11 protein-coding genes are annotated in these 13844 nt (G+C 37.7%); 4 read left to right on the top strand and 7 right to left on the bottom strand.

Annotated features, from left to right (window positions below):
* The first annotated feature begins 38 nt into the window (after window positions 1-38).
* Entirely contained in the window at window positions 39-1898 is a 1860-nt protein-coding gene (locus QWY78_RS06025; RefSeq protein WP_290217557.1) for an SGNH/GDSL hydrolase family protein, read from the top strand.
* Window positions 1899-1984: 86 nt separating this feature from the next.
* On the opposite strand, the gene QWY78_RS06030 is transcribed toward QWY78_RS06025, so the two are convergent.
* On the bottom strand, window positions 1985-2224 hold the full coding sequence (locus tag QWY78_RS06030; protein ID WP_290217558.1) for a T9SS type A sorting domain-containing protein: 240 nt from the start codon (window positions 2222-2224) through the stop codon (window positions 1985-1987).
* On the bottom strand, window positions 2178-2819 hold the full coding sequence (locus QWY78_RS06035) for a hypothetical protein (RefSeq protein WP_290217561.1): 642 nt from the start codon (window positions 2817-2819) through the stop codon (window positions 2178-2180). Before QWY78_RS06035 ends, QWY78_RS06030 begins: the two co-directional genes overlap by 47 nt.
* A 118-nt stretch (window positions 2820-2937) precedes the next feature.
* On the opposite strand from QWY78_RS06035, the gene QWY78_RS06040 reads away from it, so the two are divergent.
* Window positions 2938-3852 (top strand): T9SS type A sorting domain-containing protein, encoded by a 915-nt coding sequence (locus tag QWY78_RS06040; RefSeq protein ID WP_290217563.1) that lies wholly within the window; start codon window positions 2938-2940, stop codon window positions 3850-3852.
* A 92-nt stretch (window positions 3853-3944) separates the two neighbouring features.
* Here QWY78_RS06040 and QWY78_RS06045 read toward each other — a convergent pair whose 3' ends face one another.
* The 5 genes from QWY78_RS06045 to QWY78_RS06065 form a co-directional block, all read right to left on the bottom strand.
* A complete protein-coding gene (locus tag QWY78_RS06045) occupies window positions 3945-4763 on the bottom strand; it encodes a TerC family protein (RefSeq protein WP_290217565.1) in 819 nt (272 codons plus the stop codon).
* Between the two features lie 73 nt (window positions 4764-4836).
* Window positions 4837-5679, bottom strand: coding sequence for an alpha/beta hydrolase family protein (locus tag QWY78_RS06050; protein WP_290217567.1), 843 nt, complete (start codon window positions 5677-5679; stop codon window positions 4837-4839).
* A 165-nt stretch (window positions 5680-5844) separates the two neighbouring features.
* Entirely contained in the window at window positions 5845-7926 is a 2082-nt protein-coding gene (locus tag QWY78_RS06055) for a M13 family metallopeptidase (RefSeq protein WP_290217569.1), read from the bottom strand.
* A gap of 280 nt (window positions 7927-8206) precedes the next feature.
* Entirely contained in the window at window positions 8207-10285 is a 2079-nt protein-coding gene (locus QWY78_RS06060; protein WP_290217571.1) for a M13 family metallopeptidase, read from the bottom strand.
* Between the two features lie 94 nt (window positions 10286-10379).
* Window positions 10380-11042: a head GIN domain-containing protein gene (locus QWY78_RS06065; protein WP_290217572.1), complete on the bottom strand. Its 663-nt coding sequence runs from the start codon at window positions 11040-11042 to the stop codon at window positions 10380-10382.
* A gap of 188 nt (window positions 11043-11230) precedes the next feature.
* On the opposite strand from QWY78_RS06065, the gene QWY78_RS06070 reads away from it, so the two are divergent.
* On the top strand, window positions 11231-12253 hold the full coding sequence (locus tag QWY78_RS06070) for a ligase-associated DNA damage response exonuclease (protein ID WP_290218071.1): 1023 nt from the start codon (window positions 11231-11233) through the stop codon (window positions 12251-12253).
* On the top strand, window positions 12250-13830 hold the full coding sequence (locus QWY78_RS06075; RefSeq protein ID WP_290217574.1) for an ATP-dependent DNA ligase: 1581 nt from the start codon (window positions 12250-12252) through the stop codon (window positions 13828-13830). Before QWY78_RS06070 ends, QWY78_RS06075 begins: the two co-directional genes overlap by 4 nt.
* Window positions 13831-13844: the final 14 nt, after the last annotated feature.

Raw genomic sequence — 13844 nt, forward strand, 5'->3', positions numbered from 1 at the left:
AGTTTTATCTTTATCACCTAATTTAAAAATACCATTCTATGAAATTTCTTAAAATTTTACTCCTTTTATTTTCTGCCATATTATATGGTCAAGAATTTACGTACATCGACTTCGGAAACGCGTCAACAGCAACTCCTGGGAACTGGAACAACGTAATAGCAACCTCCTTAAACCAAGAAGGTATCAGTGTAAATTTAATTACCAATTCTGGTGCGGCAACTGGGATAAATTTACTTATTGACGATTCTTTCGATTTGGTAAATACCGCCGGAACAACTTCCCCAAATGCGGCTTTGCCTTTCCCTGCATCTTCTACGAGAGATAGCTTTTTTGGCGAAGCTGTAGCTTTCAACGGAAATATCAACGCGACGGGTGGTTTCACCTTGTCTGGTCTTGATGTTAACAAATTTTACACGTTCAATATTTTCAGTTCAAGAACAGGGGTATCGGATAATCGCGAAACTCAATTTACGGTAACTGGTGTTAGTACTGAAGTAACGGCTTTAAATGCGTCAAACAATACTTCACTTACGACCTATGTAATGAATATGAAACCTGATGCTGCTGGGAAAATTACTTTCAAAGCAGAAAAAGGCCCCAATAATAACAACAGCAATGGCTTTTATTACCTAAATGCTTTAGAACTGATTAGCACGACTACTCCTTACGTTATCGGGGGAGGAACACCGGAGTTAAACTTGGTTTATCCTAATGGGGGTCATATTTGGGAAGTAGGTAAAACAGTGAAAGTTCAATGGGCAAGTGCCAACATCACCAATTTAGATGTCGCTCTTTCGACCGATGGTGGATCAACTTGGACTTCTGTTGCAACCGCACCGGCCAATCAACAAAGTTATAATTTGGTGGTCCCAAATTCAGTTACTTCAACTGCAAAAATTAAAATAACTGGAGAAACGCTGACTGATCAAAGTGATGCTAATTTCTCGATCATTCCGAATGATAATAAAATCTTTAAAATAGTCGTTTTAGGTTCTTCTACCGCCGCAGGAACTGGCCCTTCTTCACCTGAAAATGCTTGGGTAAATAAATACACCAAATATTTAACCGAGATGGATACACGATACAGCATTACCAATTTGGCTTTAGGCGGGTTTGCAACCTACAATATTTTACCAACGGGAACACCAATTCCTTCTGGAGTAACCAGAACGATTGATACCGAACGTAATATTACAAAAGCAATGGGTTTAAATCCTGGGGGAATTATCATTAATATGCCTTCCAACGATGCTGCTAGTGGCTACCCTGTCGCAGATCAACTACAAAATTACGATTTGATTACCGCTTCACCTGCCGCTCAAAATATTCCTGTTTGGGTTACAACGCCACAACCTAGAGGATTTGGAACGAATACGACCAATCTTACAATTCAATTAGATATGGTTACGGCGACAAATACTAAATTCGGTACAAAAGCGGTAGACTTCTGGACTGGTTTCGGAGTTGCAGATGGAAATGGAATCTTGCCACAATATAATGCCGGTGACAATATCCATATGAATGATGCGGCACATCAAATCTTATTTGACCGAATTATAGGAAAAGGAATTCACCTTATCGTTAAAGACAACGCGCTTTTGGCGACCAATGAAAGTGTGGTAAAAGAATCTAACGATTTTAGTGTTTATCCAAATCCCATTAACAACCAAGCCACGATTCAATTTAATTTAAAGAACAACAGCAATGTTTCAGTGGAATTGTACAATATGGAAGGTCAAAACCTTAAAACGATTTTTAGCAAATCAAACATATCTGGTAAACATCAAATTGATTGGAACGCGACTTCCTCAAAAGGACAAAAATTGCAACCTGGTGTGTATTTAATTGTTCTGAAAACGGACCAAAAATTGCAAACTAAAAAAGTGATTATCAAATAAAATCATCATTAGCCCAGCTATGATGGGTAAAAAAAATCAAAATCCCGACGGTGCGTCGGGATTTTGTTATTAAAGAAAGCTAAATTTTATTTTTTAATGAATTTAAAAGACTGTGACTTTCCGTTAGAATTCGTTTTCAGAATATACATTCCTGTTTTTAATTTGGAAATGTTAAGATCGGTCTTTTTTACGTTCAAATCTTGTGAGAGTACGTTCTTACCAGAAATATCATAAATTTCAATCACTGAGATTTCCGATGTATCAGAAATCGTCAATAGATCAGTTGCCGGATTTGGATAAAATGTTAAAACTTGAAGTTTTAACATTTTCTGTGGATAGGGCGGTTTCAAAAACTTTTACATTATCTAAGGTTAAATAAAACTGATCTGGATCAGAAAACACTCGGAAAGACAAATAGTAAACCCCATCTGCTGGGACTGTAAAATTCACGGTCGCTGTTTCATATGGATAATTTCCAATAGCCTCATCAATCCACAATTGTTGCGTTTGACCCGCAACCGTTGCAGCGGTTCCGATTTTAACTTCCAATTTTTCTGGGAATATCGCATCAATTCTTTGATAATCAAATTTTAAAGTCAAATTTTTTCCAGCCTGTAAATTTAGACCTTTGGAATAGAGATAAGAATTTGCCATATTAAAATCATGATATTCATACATCATATAATAAGTTCCTTCCGAAGGATCTGGCGTAGCACCAGAAGCTTGCGTTTTTTCCCATATATTTCCTGTTCCTTCATTGGTTACGAACCATTCATCGAGGTCTGCAGTTTCAAAACCATACGAATACGGTAAATCCACGCTCGCTGCATTTTGCGTTTTTTGTGTGGTTGAACCCGTATTTTGCTCCATCATTATCGAAGCGCAAAATACGGAAAGACCCAAAAATAGAGTGTTTTTCATAATTTTAATTTAAGATTAACTCAAATAGACCAAAACATATCAAATAAAGGTCTTTGAAGCAAGAATTAAAACAGCCATTTAATTTATTATCCTTATTATTGGGCAAAAATTTATTGATATGAAGAAACTTTATTTTATGGCATTGGGAGTTGCCTCCCTTTTATGTTCAGCGCAGCAGACGATTTCTTTCGAAGCATCGGAAGGTTTTAATTTAGGCAGCATTCACAACCAGAACGGCTGGGAAGTCACTTTAAACAGTGACAATCAACCCATTACGAATCAAACGATTTCTTCGGAATTCGCTTCAAACGGCAGTAATTCTATGAAGATTGCGGTAGATGAAGCAGAGGATTTTGGCTGGTTTCCCATTTTCGGAGCAGCAAAAGAATTAAGTCCTGCTTTTAACTACAAAAACTTAAATGTAGAATTTGATGTTTACATCGACGAAATTGATGGGTCGACCTTTGAATTTGGAACCTATGGAATTGTGGATGATGAATTTGTACCCGTTTTCGTGTATTCCTTTAATTACACCGGAAATTTAGAGCTAATCAGCAGTATAGATTACGATTATGAAGATGCAAGTTTTACCTGGCAAGCGAATAAATGGTATAAAATAAAAACGGAAATTACCGAAGATGCCATTAAATATTATATCGATGGAAACCTTGTTTTTACAGGCCTAAATTTTACGAAAGCCCATATCGAAGGATTAACTTTTCTACATGATAATTTTAGTGGTGCCGCTTATATCGACCAAATTAAAATTAATAATACCGCACTTGCAGTAGAATCATTCAAAAGTAAAAAATGGAGAACTTACCCTAATCCCGTTCAAGATATTTTGAAAATTGAATTACCACAAGGGGAAAAAACCAGAACGGTAGAAGTATACAACACCATCGGACAAAAAGTTGCGCAGGTTGCCGAAAAGAAAGAAATTTCTTTCAACTCCTTAAAACCTGGAATCTATATTGTAAAAGTAATCACTGAAAATGAAGCGGTGTACACCACCAAAATTATTAAAGAATAGTATCAACAACCATTCAACAAAAAATAAAATCCTGTCTCCAATGAAACAGGATTTTATTTTTAATAAGCTATACCGAAAATAAAGGTACCGGTTTAATCTTTGAGACTTAGATCGGGATTCAAGTCGGGATTTAATTTAAGCGCTTTTTTGTTTTGATTATTTCGCAATTTAATATTGAGAACTTCTACCATTAAACTAAACGCCAAACAAGAATAAATAATGTTTTTACTCACATGCTGATGAATTCCTTCGGCGACCAACATCACCCCAATTACCACTAAAAAGGAAAGTGCCAACATTTGTAAACTTGGATATTTGTTGATAATGGCAGAAATTGGTCCCGCAAATGCCATCATAATTCCGATTGAGATCACCACTGCGATAATCATCAACACGACATTATCGACCAAACCAATAGCGGTAAGAATTGAGTCTAGCGAGAAAACCATATCCACCAAAATAATTTGAACAATTACGATTGTCATTAAACTGGAGGCTGCCTTTTTTGGTCGGTGGGTATCATCAAAAACCTGCATTTTTCCGTGGATTTCAAAAGTGCTCTTCCCAATTAAAAATATACCTCCAAACAATAAGATGAGATCTTTCCAACTTAATGCTAATGGTAATTCTGTTCCTGGTTCATCGATAAAAGGTAAGGTCAGAATCGGTTCTTTCAGTCCGATAATCCAGTTAATCATCAACAATAAAATAACGCGGAAAATCATGGCAAACGCCAAACCCAAATTCCGAGCAAATTTCTGTCTTTCTTTCGGTAATTTATCCGAAATAATAGAGATGAAAATTATATTATCCACCCCGAGAATAATCTCTAAAAAAGTAAGGGTTAATAGACTGATCCAAATTTGCGGTTGGGCAAAATCAGGAAATTCGAATACCGACAAGAATATCATATATTTAATTTTGGTCGGTAAAAATAAAAAAACATTCGGTTAATTTAATATTAATTTTTATTTACATTGAAATCTAAAAGTGTCCTTTAATAAACTTAATCATTAATAATGTTGCTTTTTCTAAATCCTGTGGAAGTTCATTTTCAGTCCAAGGTTCTTTGGCTCCAAAAATATGGTTCGCGTTTTCTAAAAGAACCAACTCAGAAGTTTTACACCATTCATTCAAAAGCGTCGCTTCTTTGTCTCTTACTGCTTCATCATTTGTTCCCTGAACAATCAAAAAAGGTTTTTCTAAATGTTGTGCAGCATATTGAATATCGAAGCGGTTTTCATTTTTTTCAAAATCTTCATAGAATTGAAAGTAATGTGGCATTTGTTGATGTGTTCTTTTGTTTTCAGAATACATCACGCCTTGGTTTTTCCAGCTTTCAAACCGATCTTGGGTGGGGAAACGATATTTAAAATTACTCACGCCCGCTAAACTGATTAGTATTTTTACGCGTGCATCTTCGAAAGCTTTTATAACGGTAATTCCACCACCACGGCTGTGGCCAATAAGCGTTATTTTTTCTTCGTCAACTTTAGGATGATGATAAAAATGATTCAACACCTCATCATAATCAGACATTTCTTTTGAAAAATTATTGTTTCCAAACGCTTCCAAATCCGCAAAATCTTTTGGTTGCTCGACGGTTGTTCCATTGTGCGAAAAATTAAATTTAACAAAGAAAAATCCTGCTTCGGCAAATTTTTCCGCCATCAAATCCCAAGCGCCCCAATCTTTATAGCCTTTGTAACCATGGGCAAAAATAACGAGTGGTAATTGATGTTTCGTTTCCGGATAAAAAGCATCAGCTAAGAAATCACGGGTTTCAGCGCTTTTAATGATGATGTTTTTTTCGATATGGAGTTTCATGATTTTTTCTATTTATTGAAATGAGATCGGAATAATCTCAAATTTAAGAATTTCTATTTTGGCGAATAATTCTAAATTAAAAAAATAAAGCCCTACGATTATTAAATAAAAAACCCTTTCGGCCACTAAAAGGCTGAAAGGGTTTTTACGTTCACTATTTTAGTTTTACCAAATTTTTATTCTCTCACTTGGCGCTTTGTACAATTTATCAGTTGGTTTAAGGTCGAATGCTTTATAGAAGGAATCCTGATTTACCAAGGGACCAAAAGCTCGGAAATAACCTGGCGAGTGCGGATCTGTTTTCACTTGATTCACCATATATTTCTCGGTAGATTTGGTTCTCCATACGGTTGCCCAACTCATAAAGAATCTTTGATCCTGTGTAAAACCACTGATTAATCCTGGATTACCATGATCTTTCAAATACATTTGAAGTGCGGTGTACGCCACAGCAACACCACCCAAATCACCAATATTTTCTCCGCTCGTAAATTTTCCATTAACGAAACTTCCTTTTACTGGTTCATATTTATCGTATTGCGCTGCAAGTTGACCCACTTTTGCATCGAAGTTTTTACGGTCAACATCTGTCCACCAATTGTTTAGGTTTCCATCACCGTCAAATCGGGAACCAGAATCATCAAAACCGTGACCGATTTCGTGACCGATTACCGCTCCAATGCCACCAAAATTTACGGCAGGATCAGCTTTGAAGTTAAAAAATGGCGGTTGAAGAATTGCGGCTGGAAAAACGATTTCGTTGTTAGAACCACTATAATAGGCATTTACGGTTTGTGGTGACATGCCCCATTCTGTTTTATCAACGGGCTGTCCAACTTTTGCTAAATTTTTAGCATAAGACCATTCGGTGATATTCTGTAAGTTTTTGTAATACGTTCCACCATCGGCAGTACCCATTAGCTGCAGCTTAGAATAGTCTTTCCAAGTATCTGGGTATGCTATTTTCACAGAGAATTTCGATAATTTTTCTTGCGCTTTCACTTTTGTTTCTGGCGACATCCAATCGTTGTCAGCAATATGTTGTTTGAAAGACTTTTTCAAATAACCAATATAAATTTCCATTTGCTTTTTCGCTTCTGCCGGGAAATACTGATCGACATACAATTTACCAAAAGCTTCACCTAAAACGCTATTAATTACGCCTAAACCTCTTTTGTTCATGGGTCTTTGCTCCTGTTGCCCCTGTAAATATTTAGAATAGAAATTGAAATTTAAATCATCTAATTTTTTATCAAGATTACCTGCGTTCCCAGAAACCATTCTCGCTTTCATGTATTCTTTGATCAGCGGAAGTGTTCTTTCGTTCATCCAAGAATCCATATTCTGATAATATTTAATTTCGCTAACAATTACTTTATCCGTTTTTACGGTGGCATCACGAAGATATTTCGGCAAATCAATATGCGTAACCAATTTTGAAAGTTCGGGTAAGGTCTTTGGATTGTAGCGTAGATTTGCATCGCGGTTCTGCTCGTTGGTCAACATATCATTGGCGAGCTGTCTTTCAAACGCAACAACACGCTGCGCGGTTTGATCTGCATTTGCATAGCCGATAACCTCAAAAAGTTGGGCTAAATAATTTTTATATTCCCCTAAAGTTTTGGTGTTGGCTTCGTTTTCTTTTTGATAGTAGTCCCGTCCTAATCCTAACGAAGCTCCGCCCAAATACACTGCATTCATTACAGAGTTTTTCATATCCGGACCCACACGCCACGCGTAGAAAGGATTGTCGCCCGTTTTTGTTGCTTCTGTTAAATACGTTTGTAATTGCGCAACTGTTTTAATATTGTCAATTTTTTGTAAATCTCCTTTAATAGGATTAATTCCGTCGGCATTTCTTTTGTCCCAATCCATAAAAGTTCCGTACAAATTTTGGATTTTCTGACCTTCAGAACCTGGCGCAAACTTATCGGCCAAGATTATATCTAAAATTCCTAAAGAGGCATTATCAACATCTTCTCTCAAAGCGTTGAAACTTCCCCAGCTTGATTTGTCAGATGGGATCTCGGCAGTTTTCATCCAGTTTCCGTTGACATAGCTAAAGAAATCATCTTGTGGACGAACCGAAGTATCCATAAATGAAAGATTAAGTCCTTCATCTTTGGTCGATGCTGGATTAACCGCAGGTGTTTCCTCTGTTGGTGCAGTTGCAGCAGTGGTGGTGGAACACGAATTGAGTAAAACAACGCCCGCAAAAGCAAGTGCTGCGATGGTAATTCTTTTCATAAGACTTTATTGATTTTTATTAAGATTATTGTAAAGATAATGATTATTTATTATTAACAAACCACCAAATCGCGCAATTCTCTATTGCGTAAGGGATTGAAGTGGCATCCTTTTTTATTGGGGTAGCTTTTCGTGGTGGGATAAAAAAGATACAGCGGAAAGCCCGACCTGAACGAGGGAATGGAGCCTCGTTCGGAGACGAGGCGGAATTCCCGAGTGAAGGTTACGCCAAAAAAAACAGCGCAAATGCGTGATTTTTCCAGGGCAATTTCAAAATATGCTACCAGATCACGACTCTGTTTTCGGGTTTTACGTAGTGCTGATCTCCTTCTTTTACATCGAAAGCTTTGTAGAAGGCATCGGTGTTTAGAAGGGGTCCGAAGGCGCGGTACAAACCAGGTGAATGTTCATCGGTTTTGATTTGATTGATTAAGGCGGCCTCCTTCTGAAGGGTTCGCCACACGGTGGCCCAACTCATAAAAAAGCGCTGATCTTGCGTATATCCACTAATTTTTCCTGGATTTCCGTGGTCTTTCAGGTACATTTGTAAAGCATCATACGCAATATTTACGCCGCCTAAATCGGCAATATTTTCACCATTGGTAAAGGTTCCATTGACAAAAGTTCCTTTCACAGGCTCGTATTTATCATACTGTGCTGCCAGGGATTTGGTTGCTTTTTCGAAATTGGCTTTATCAGCAGGAGTCCACCAATCAACTAAGTTTCCATCGGCATCAAACTGGGCACCGGAGTCATCAAAACCATGCGTCATTTCGTGACCGATCACGGCACCGATTCCACCAAAATTAATAGCGGCATCTGCTTTTGGATTAAAGAATGGCGGTTGTAAAATTGCAGCTGGGAATACGATTTCGTTGTTCACCGGATTGTAGTAAGCGTTCACCGTTTGTGGCGTCATTCCCCACTCTGTGCGATCTACAGGCTTACCAACTTTCTCTAATTCACGGTCATATTGCCAAGCGGTAACGTTTTGAAGGTTTCCGTATAGAGTGCCACCGTTTTCTTTTGATTGTACTTTTAAAGTGGAATAATCCTTCCACTTGTCGGGATAAGCCACTTTTACGGTAAATTTATTCAGTTTATTTAAGGCTTTTTCTTTGGTTACGGATGACATCCAGGTCAAATTGTTGATGTGAGATTCAAAACTTTTTTTCAAATATCCGATCAGCTCAACCATTTGTGCTTTCGCTTCAGCGGGAAAGTATTTATCCACATATAATTTTCCGAACGCTTCACCCAAGCTGCCGTTAATTAATTCGAAACCTCTTTTATCTTGGGCTCGCTGAACATCCTGGCCTCTTAAATATTTACCATAAAACGCAAATTTTATATCATCTAAATCTTGGGAAAGATAGCTTGCGCTACCAGAAAGTAGATGAAATTTCATATAATCTTTAAGCAATGGAAGATTTTTTTTGTTAATGAACTGATCGAGGTTTTCGTAGTATTTCAGTTCACCAATAATGGCTCGATCGGTATTTACACCGACCGCGCTCAAATAAGTTGGCAGGTCGATATTCTTTACCAATTTCGAAAGCTCTGGCATCGTGCGAGGGTTGTATTGCAACGTCGCATCTCGACTTTGCTCATTGGTCAGTAAAGTCTGCGCCATACTTTTTTCGAAACTTACAATGTTTTTCGCCGTGGCAGCTGAGTTTTTATACCCTAAAACATTCAACATTTGAGCAACATAATCGGTATACTTTGCCACCGTTTCTGTGTTTTTAGGATTCTCTTTCTGGTAGTAGTCTCTACCCAAGCCTAGACTTGCGTCTCCTAAGTAAATGGCATTCATCTTCGAGTCTTTCAAATCAGAAAAAACACCCCAAGCATAGAAAGGGTTCTCGCCATTTTTAGTGGCCTGGATTAAATATTTTTGTAAATCGGTCAGCGATTTAATACCGTCTATTTTTGCTAAATCAGCTTTGATGGGAGAAATCCCATCGGCATTCCTTTTAGACATATCCATATAAGTGGCATATAAATCCTGAATTTTTTTGCCTTCGCTGCCCGGAGCGAATTGGTCATTTAATAAGGAACGAAGAATGGTCATCGAATTATTATCGGTGTCTTCTGCCAATTTATTAAACGAACCCCAGGTTGATTTATCTGCCGGAATGGTCGCGGTCTTCATCCAAGTTCCATTTACAAAATTATAGAAATCATCTTGTGGCCGTATTGATTGATCAAACGTTGAAAAATCCAAGCCGTTTTCTGGCAATTCTTTTACGGTTACTGTGGAAATTGCTGATTCTGGTGTACTTACCGCTTTTGATACGCAGGAGTTAAGAGTAATCAATCCGGCAAAAGCCAAAATACTTAGGTTACTATTTTTCATGGAGACAACTTTATTATTTAGTCTAAAAATAATTTTATTTGTTACAACAGTCTAAAAATAAAAAAGTCATTCGGCTTGAATGACTTTTCTATACTTATTTGAAATTGATTTTCCCACCGATTACATTTTTATACTTACGATCGTTGGGATCACCATAAACATCAATAGTACCGCCAGCTCTGGTTTTTGCATCGACCGATTCGGTCGCATAAACTTCGGCAATTCCGCCAGCATTTGCGGTAATCGTGGCATTTTTAGAATCTAAATTCTGACCGTAGAATTTACCTCCAGAATTCACGACTATATCTTGATAATCTGCTGTTCCGGTCACTACAATTTCACCCCCAGAATTGGTTTTCACAGTGAGCTTTCCCGTATCGACTCCTACATTTACTTTTGAACCTTCATTTGCGGTGAGGCTTACCATATTTGCCTTCCAAGTTTCAGACGAACTTACCGATGAACCCTGACTTGCCTGAATAGCATTTAAATTTCGATAATACACTTTGACCGACACCTGATTTCCCTGCAAAATTTTTGCCGGTGACATTCTGATTTTCAATTCCCCATTTTTATTGACAGTTTCTACGTTGGCATCATCGCTGGAGCTTTCAACCTTATTTTCATTAGATGGAATGATCACGACCGTAATTTTATCATAAACTTTCAAAGAGGAAAACTCTCCCACATCTCTACTTAACTGAGCAAAGGAAAATTGAAATCCCAATACCAATAAACTTCCTAATATCTTTTTCATAATTTTAAATTAAATTCAGTACCAATAACGGTTTTTACGTCTTTTTATTTCTTGTACTTTCAATTTTTATAACATCGAAAATAATTCTAATTATCATAATTTAGTACGATTTATTACCAAATTGAAAAAAGGTGTAATATTTGAATACCCTTACCGACTTATCACAACAAAATATTTCCGGGAATCCTATGAAATCAAAAACATTTATAAAACTCACCAACAAAGGAATCTACTGCATCCCAGGTAAATTTTATATTGATCCGTGGAAGCCGGTTGATTTTGCCGTAATTTCTCATGGACATGGCGACCATGCGCGCTGGGGCATGAAAAAATATTTATGTCACCATTTTACCAAACCTATTTTACAACATCGAATTGGGTCGGATATTGAGATTCAAACGCTTGGTTATGGCGAAGAAATTAGCATTAATGGTGTTAAAGTTTCGATGATCCCCGCTGGACATATTATCGGATCCGCTCAAATCAAAATGGAATACAAAGGCTATGTCATCGTATTTTCGGGAGATTACAAAACAGATGACGACGGATTATCAACACCATTTGAAGTAGTGCGATGTGATGAATTTATTACAGAAAGTACTTTTGGACTTCCTATTTATCACTGGTTACAACCGCAGGAATATGCAGAATTAATGAAATCCTGGGTTCAGAACAACAGAGAAAATGGAAAGACCTCTGTATTCATCGGCTATTCTCTCGGAAAAGCGCAGCGGGTAATGAAATCCATCGAAGACAGTGGAAAAATATACGTACACCGCTCGATTGGAAAATTAAATGAAGGAATGGAGTCCGTCGGGATCAAACTACCGGCTTATGAAACATTGGATTTTCAGGAAAGCGTGAAACACGTAGATGGCGAAATCGTGATTTTGCCTCCCGCCTTATTTGAGTCAAATATTATAAAAAAAATACCCAATCGTGCCACAGCTTTTTGTTCCGGCTGGATGCAAGTTCGGGGTTCCCGACGGTGGCGCTCAGCAGATGCAGGGTTCGCTATTTCTGATCATGCCGACTGGAATGGGTTAATCGATACGGTAAAAGCCACCGGCGCAGAAAAAGTGTATGTCACTCACGGACAAACCGCCGTATTTTCAAAATATTTAAATGAGATCGGAATTAATGCCGTAGAATTAAAAACCATTTTCGGCGATGAAGAAATCGCGGAAAAAGAAATGATTGAAAAAGAATGAAAGATTTTGCCAACCTCATCAATGCGCTCGACAGCACCAATAAAACCACCGCCAAAATAGAAGCGATGGTTACTTATTTGGAAACCGCAAACGCCAGTGACAAGTTGTGGTTCTTGGCTTTATTTACAGGCAAGCGTCCGAAAAGACCAGTCAATACCAACCTTTTAAAACAATGGGCTTTAGAAATAACGCAACTGCCGGAATGGCTTTTCATTGAATCCTACTCAGCGGTTGGCGATTTAGGCGAGACCTTATCGTTGATTCTGCCTCAGGCTGAAAATGAAATTGAGAAATCTTTGACCCAATGGATGACCGAATTAATTGCATTAAAAAATCAAACAGAAGATGAAAAGAAAAAATATGTGCAGCAGTCTTGGAATGGATTGAACCATGTAGAGCGGTTTATTTTCAACAAATTAATAGGTGGCAGTTTCCGAATTGGAGTTTCTAAAAAACTACTGATCAATGCACTTTCCAAATTCTCGGGAGTTGATGGAAACATCCTAATGCACTCCATAATGGGAAAATGGCAAATGGAAGATGAAACTTTTAGCGATTTAATTCAGGGCACCAACATTAATCCAGATGACTCCAAACCATATCCCTTCTGCTTGGCCTATCCTTTAGAAAAAGAAACTCAGGATTTGGGCGACCGAAATAATTGGCAGGCAGAATTCAAATGGGATGGTATTCGCGGACAGTTTATCAAAAGAAATGACGAGATTTTCATTTGGTCACGCGGCGAGGAATTGGTTACGGAGCAGTTTCCAGAAATCGTGACAGCTTTAAAACAAGTCGTCGGAAACTTTGTAATTGACGGCGAAATTCTCGTTGTTAAAGATAATCGTGTTCTAAATTTCAATGAATTACAGAAACGCTTAAACCGTAAAACGATTCCAAAGAAATTGCTGGAAGAACTTCCGGTTCATATTTTCGTGTATGACATTTTAGAACTGGAATTTGCGGATTTAAGAGAAAAACCTTTATCTGAAAGAAGATTACTTTTAGAAACTTTAATTCAAAACTCCCCAGTTGAAAGAATTAGAATTTCAGAAATTGTTCATGCTGAAACATGGGAAGGTTTAGCGGAAGTTCGGGAAAATTCTCGAGACAACAACTCAGAGGGTTTGATGCTGAAAGAAAATAATTCTCGTTATCATGCGGGTAGAAAAAAAGGCGATTGGTGGAAATGGAAAGTCAGTCCGCTGACGATTGATGCTGTTTTAATTTATGCTCAAAAAGGCTCGGGACGACGTAGCAGTTATTACACGGATTATACTTTTGCCGTTAAAAATGAAGATCAACTCGTCACCATTGCAAAGGCATATTCGGGCTTAACCGATAAAGAAATCATGGAAGTGAGCAAGTTTGTGAATAAAAATGCCCTTGAAAAATTTGGTCCGGTTCGAACCGTAAAACCTGAACTGGTTTTTGAAATTGCCTTTGAAGGAATTGGATTCAGCAGTCGGCATAAAAGTGGCGTGGCATTAAGATTTCCCAGAATTGTTCGTTGGCGGCGTGATAAAACCGTCGCAGAAATTGATGAATTGAAAGAAATTAAAAAATTGATTACTTAAATCACTAGATTTTA

Origin of the sequence: Kaistella yonginensis (assembly GCF_030409525.1) — a bacterium.
GTDB classification, from domain to species: Bacteria; Bacteroidota; Bacteroidia; order Flavobacteriales; family Weeksellaceae; genus Kaistella; species Kaistella yonginensis.

Bases quoted from the DNA above. Each gene is read 5' to 3' on its own strand.
- QWY78_RS06025 (WP_290217557.1), top strand. From the start codon at position 39: ATGAAATTTCTTAAAATTTTACTCCTTTTATTTTCTGCCATATTATAT.
- QWY78_RS06030 (WP_290217558.1), bottom strand. From the start codon at position 2,224: ATGTTAAAACTTCAAGTTTTAACATTTTATCCAAATCCGGCAACTGAT.
- QWY78_RS06035 (WP_290217561.1), bottom strand. From the start codon at position 2,819: ATGAAAAACACTCTATTTTTGGGTCTTTCCGTATTTTGCGCTTCGATA.
- QWY78_RS06040 (WP_290217563.1), top strand. From the start codon at position 2,938: ATGAAGAAACTTTATTTTATGGCATTGGGAGTTGCCTCCCTTTTATGT.
- QWY78_RS06045 (WP_290217565.1), bottom strand. From the start codon at position 4,763: ATGATATTCTTGTCGGTATTCGAATTTCCTGATTTTGCCCAACCGCAA.
- QWY78_RS06050 (WP_290217567.1), bottom strand. From the start codon at position 5,679: ATGAAACTCCATATCGAAAAAAACATCATCATTAAAAGCGCTGAAACC.
- QWY78_RS06055 (WP_290217569.1), bottom strand. From the start codon at position 7,926: ATGAAAAGAATTACCATCGCAGCACTTGCTTTTGCGGGCGTTGTTTTA.
- QWY78_RS06060 (WP_290217571.1), bottom strand. From the start codon at position 10,285: ATGAAAAATAGTAACCTAAGTATTTTGGCTTTTGCCGGATTGATTACT.
- QWY78_RS06065 (WP_290217572.1), bottom strand. From the start codon at position 11,042: ATGAAAAAGATATTAGGAAGTTTATTGGTATTGGGATTTCAATTTTCC.
- QWY78_RS06070 (WP_290218071.1), top strand. From the start codon at position 11,231: ATGAAATCAAAAACATTTATAAAACTCACCAACAAAGGAATCTACTGC.
- QWY78_RS06075 (WP_290217574.1), top strand. From the start codon at position 12,250: ATGAAAGATTTTGCCAACCTCATCAATGCGCTCGACAGCACCAATAAA.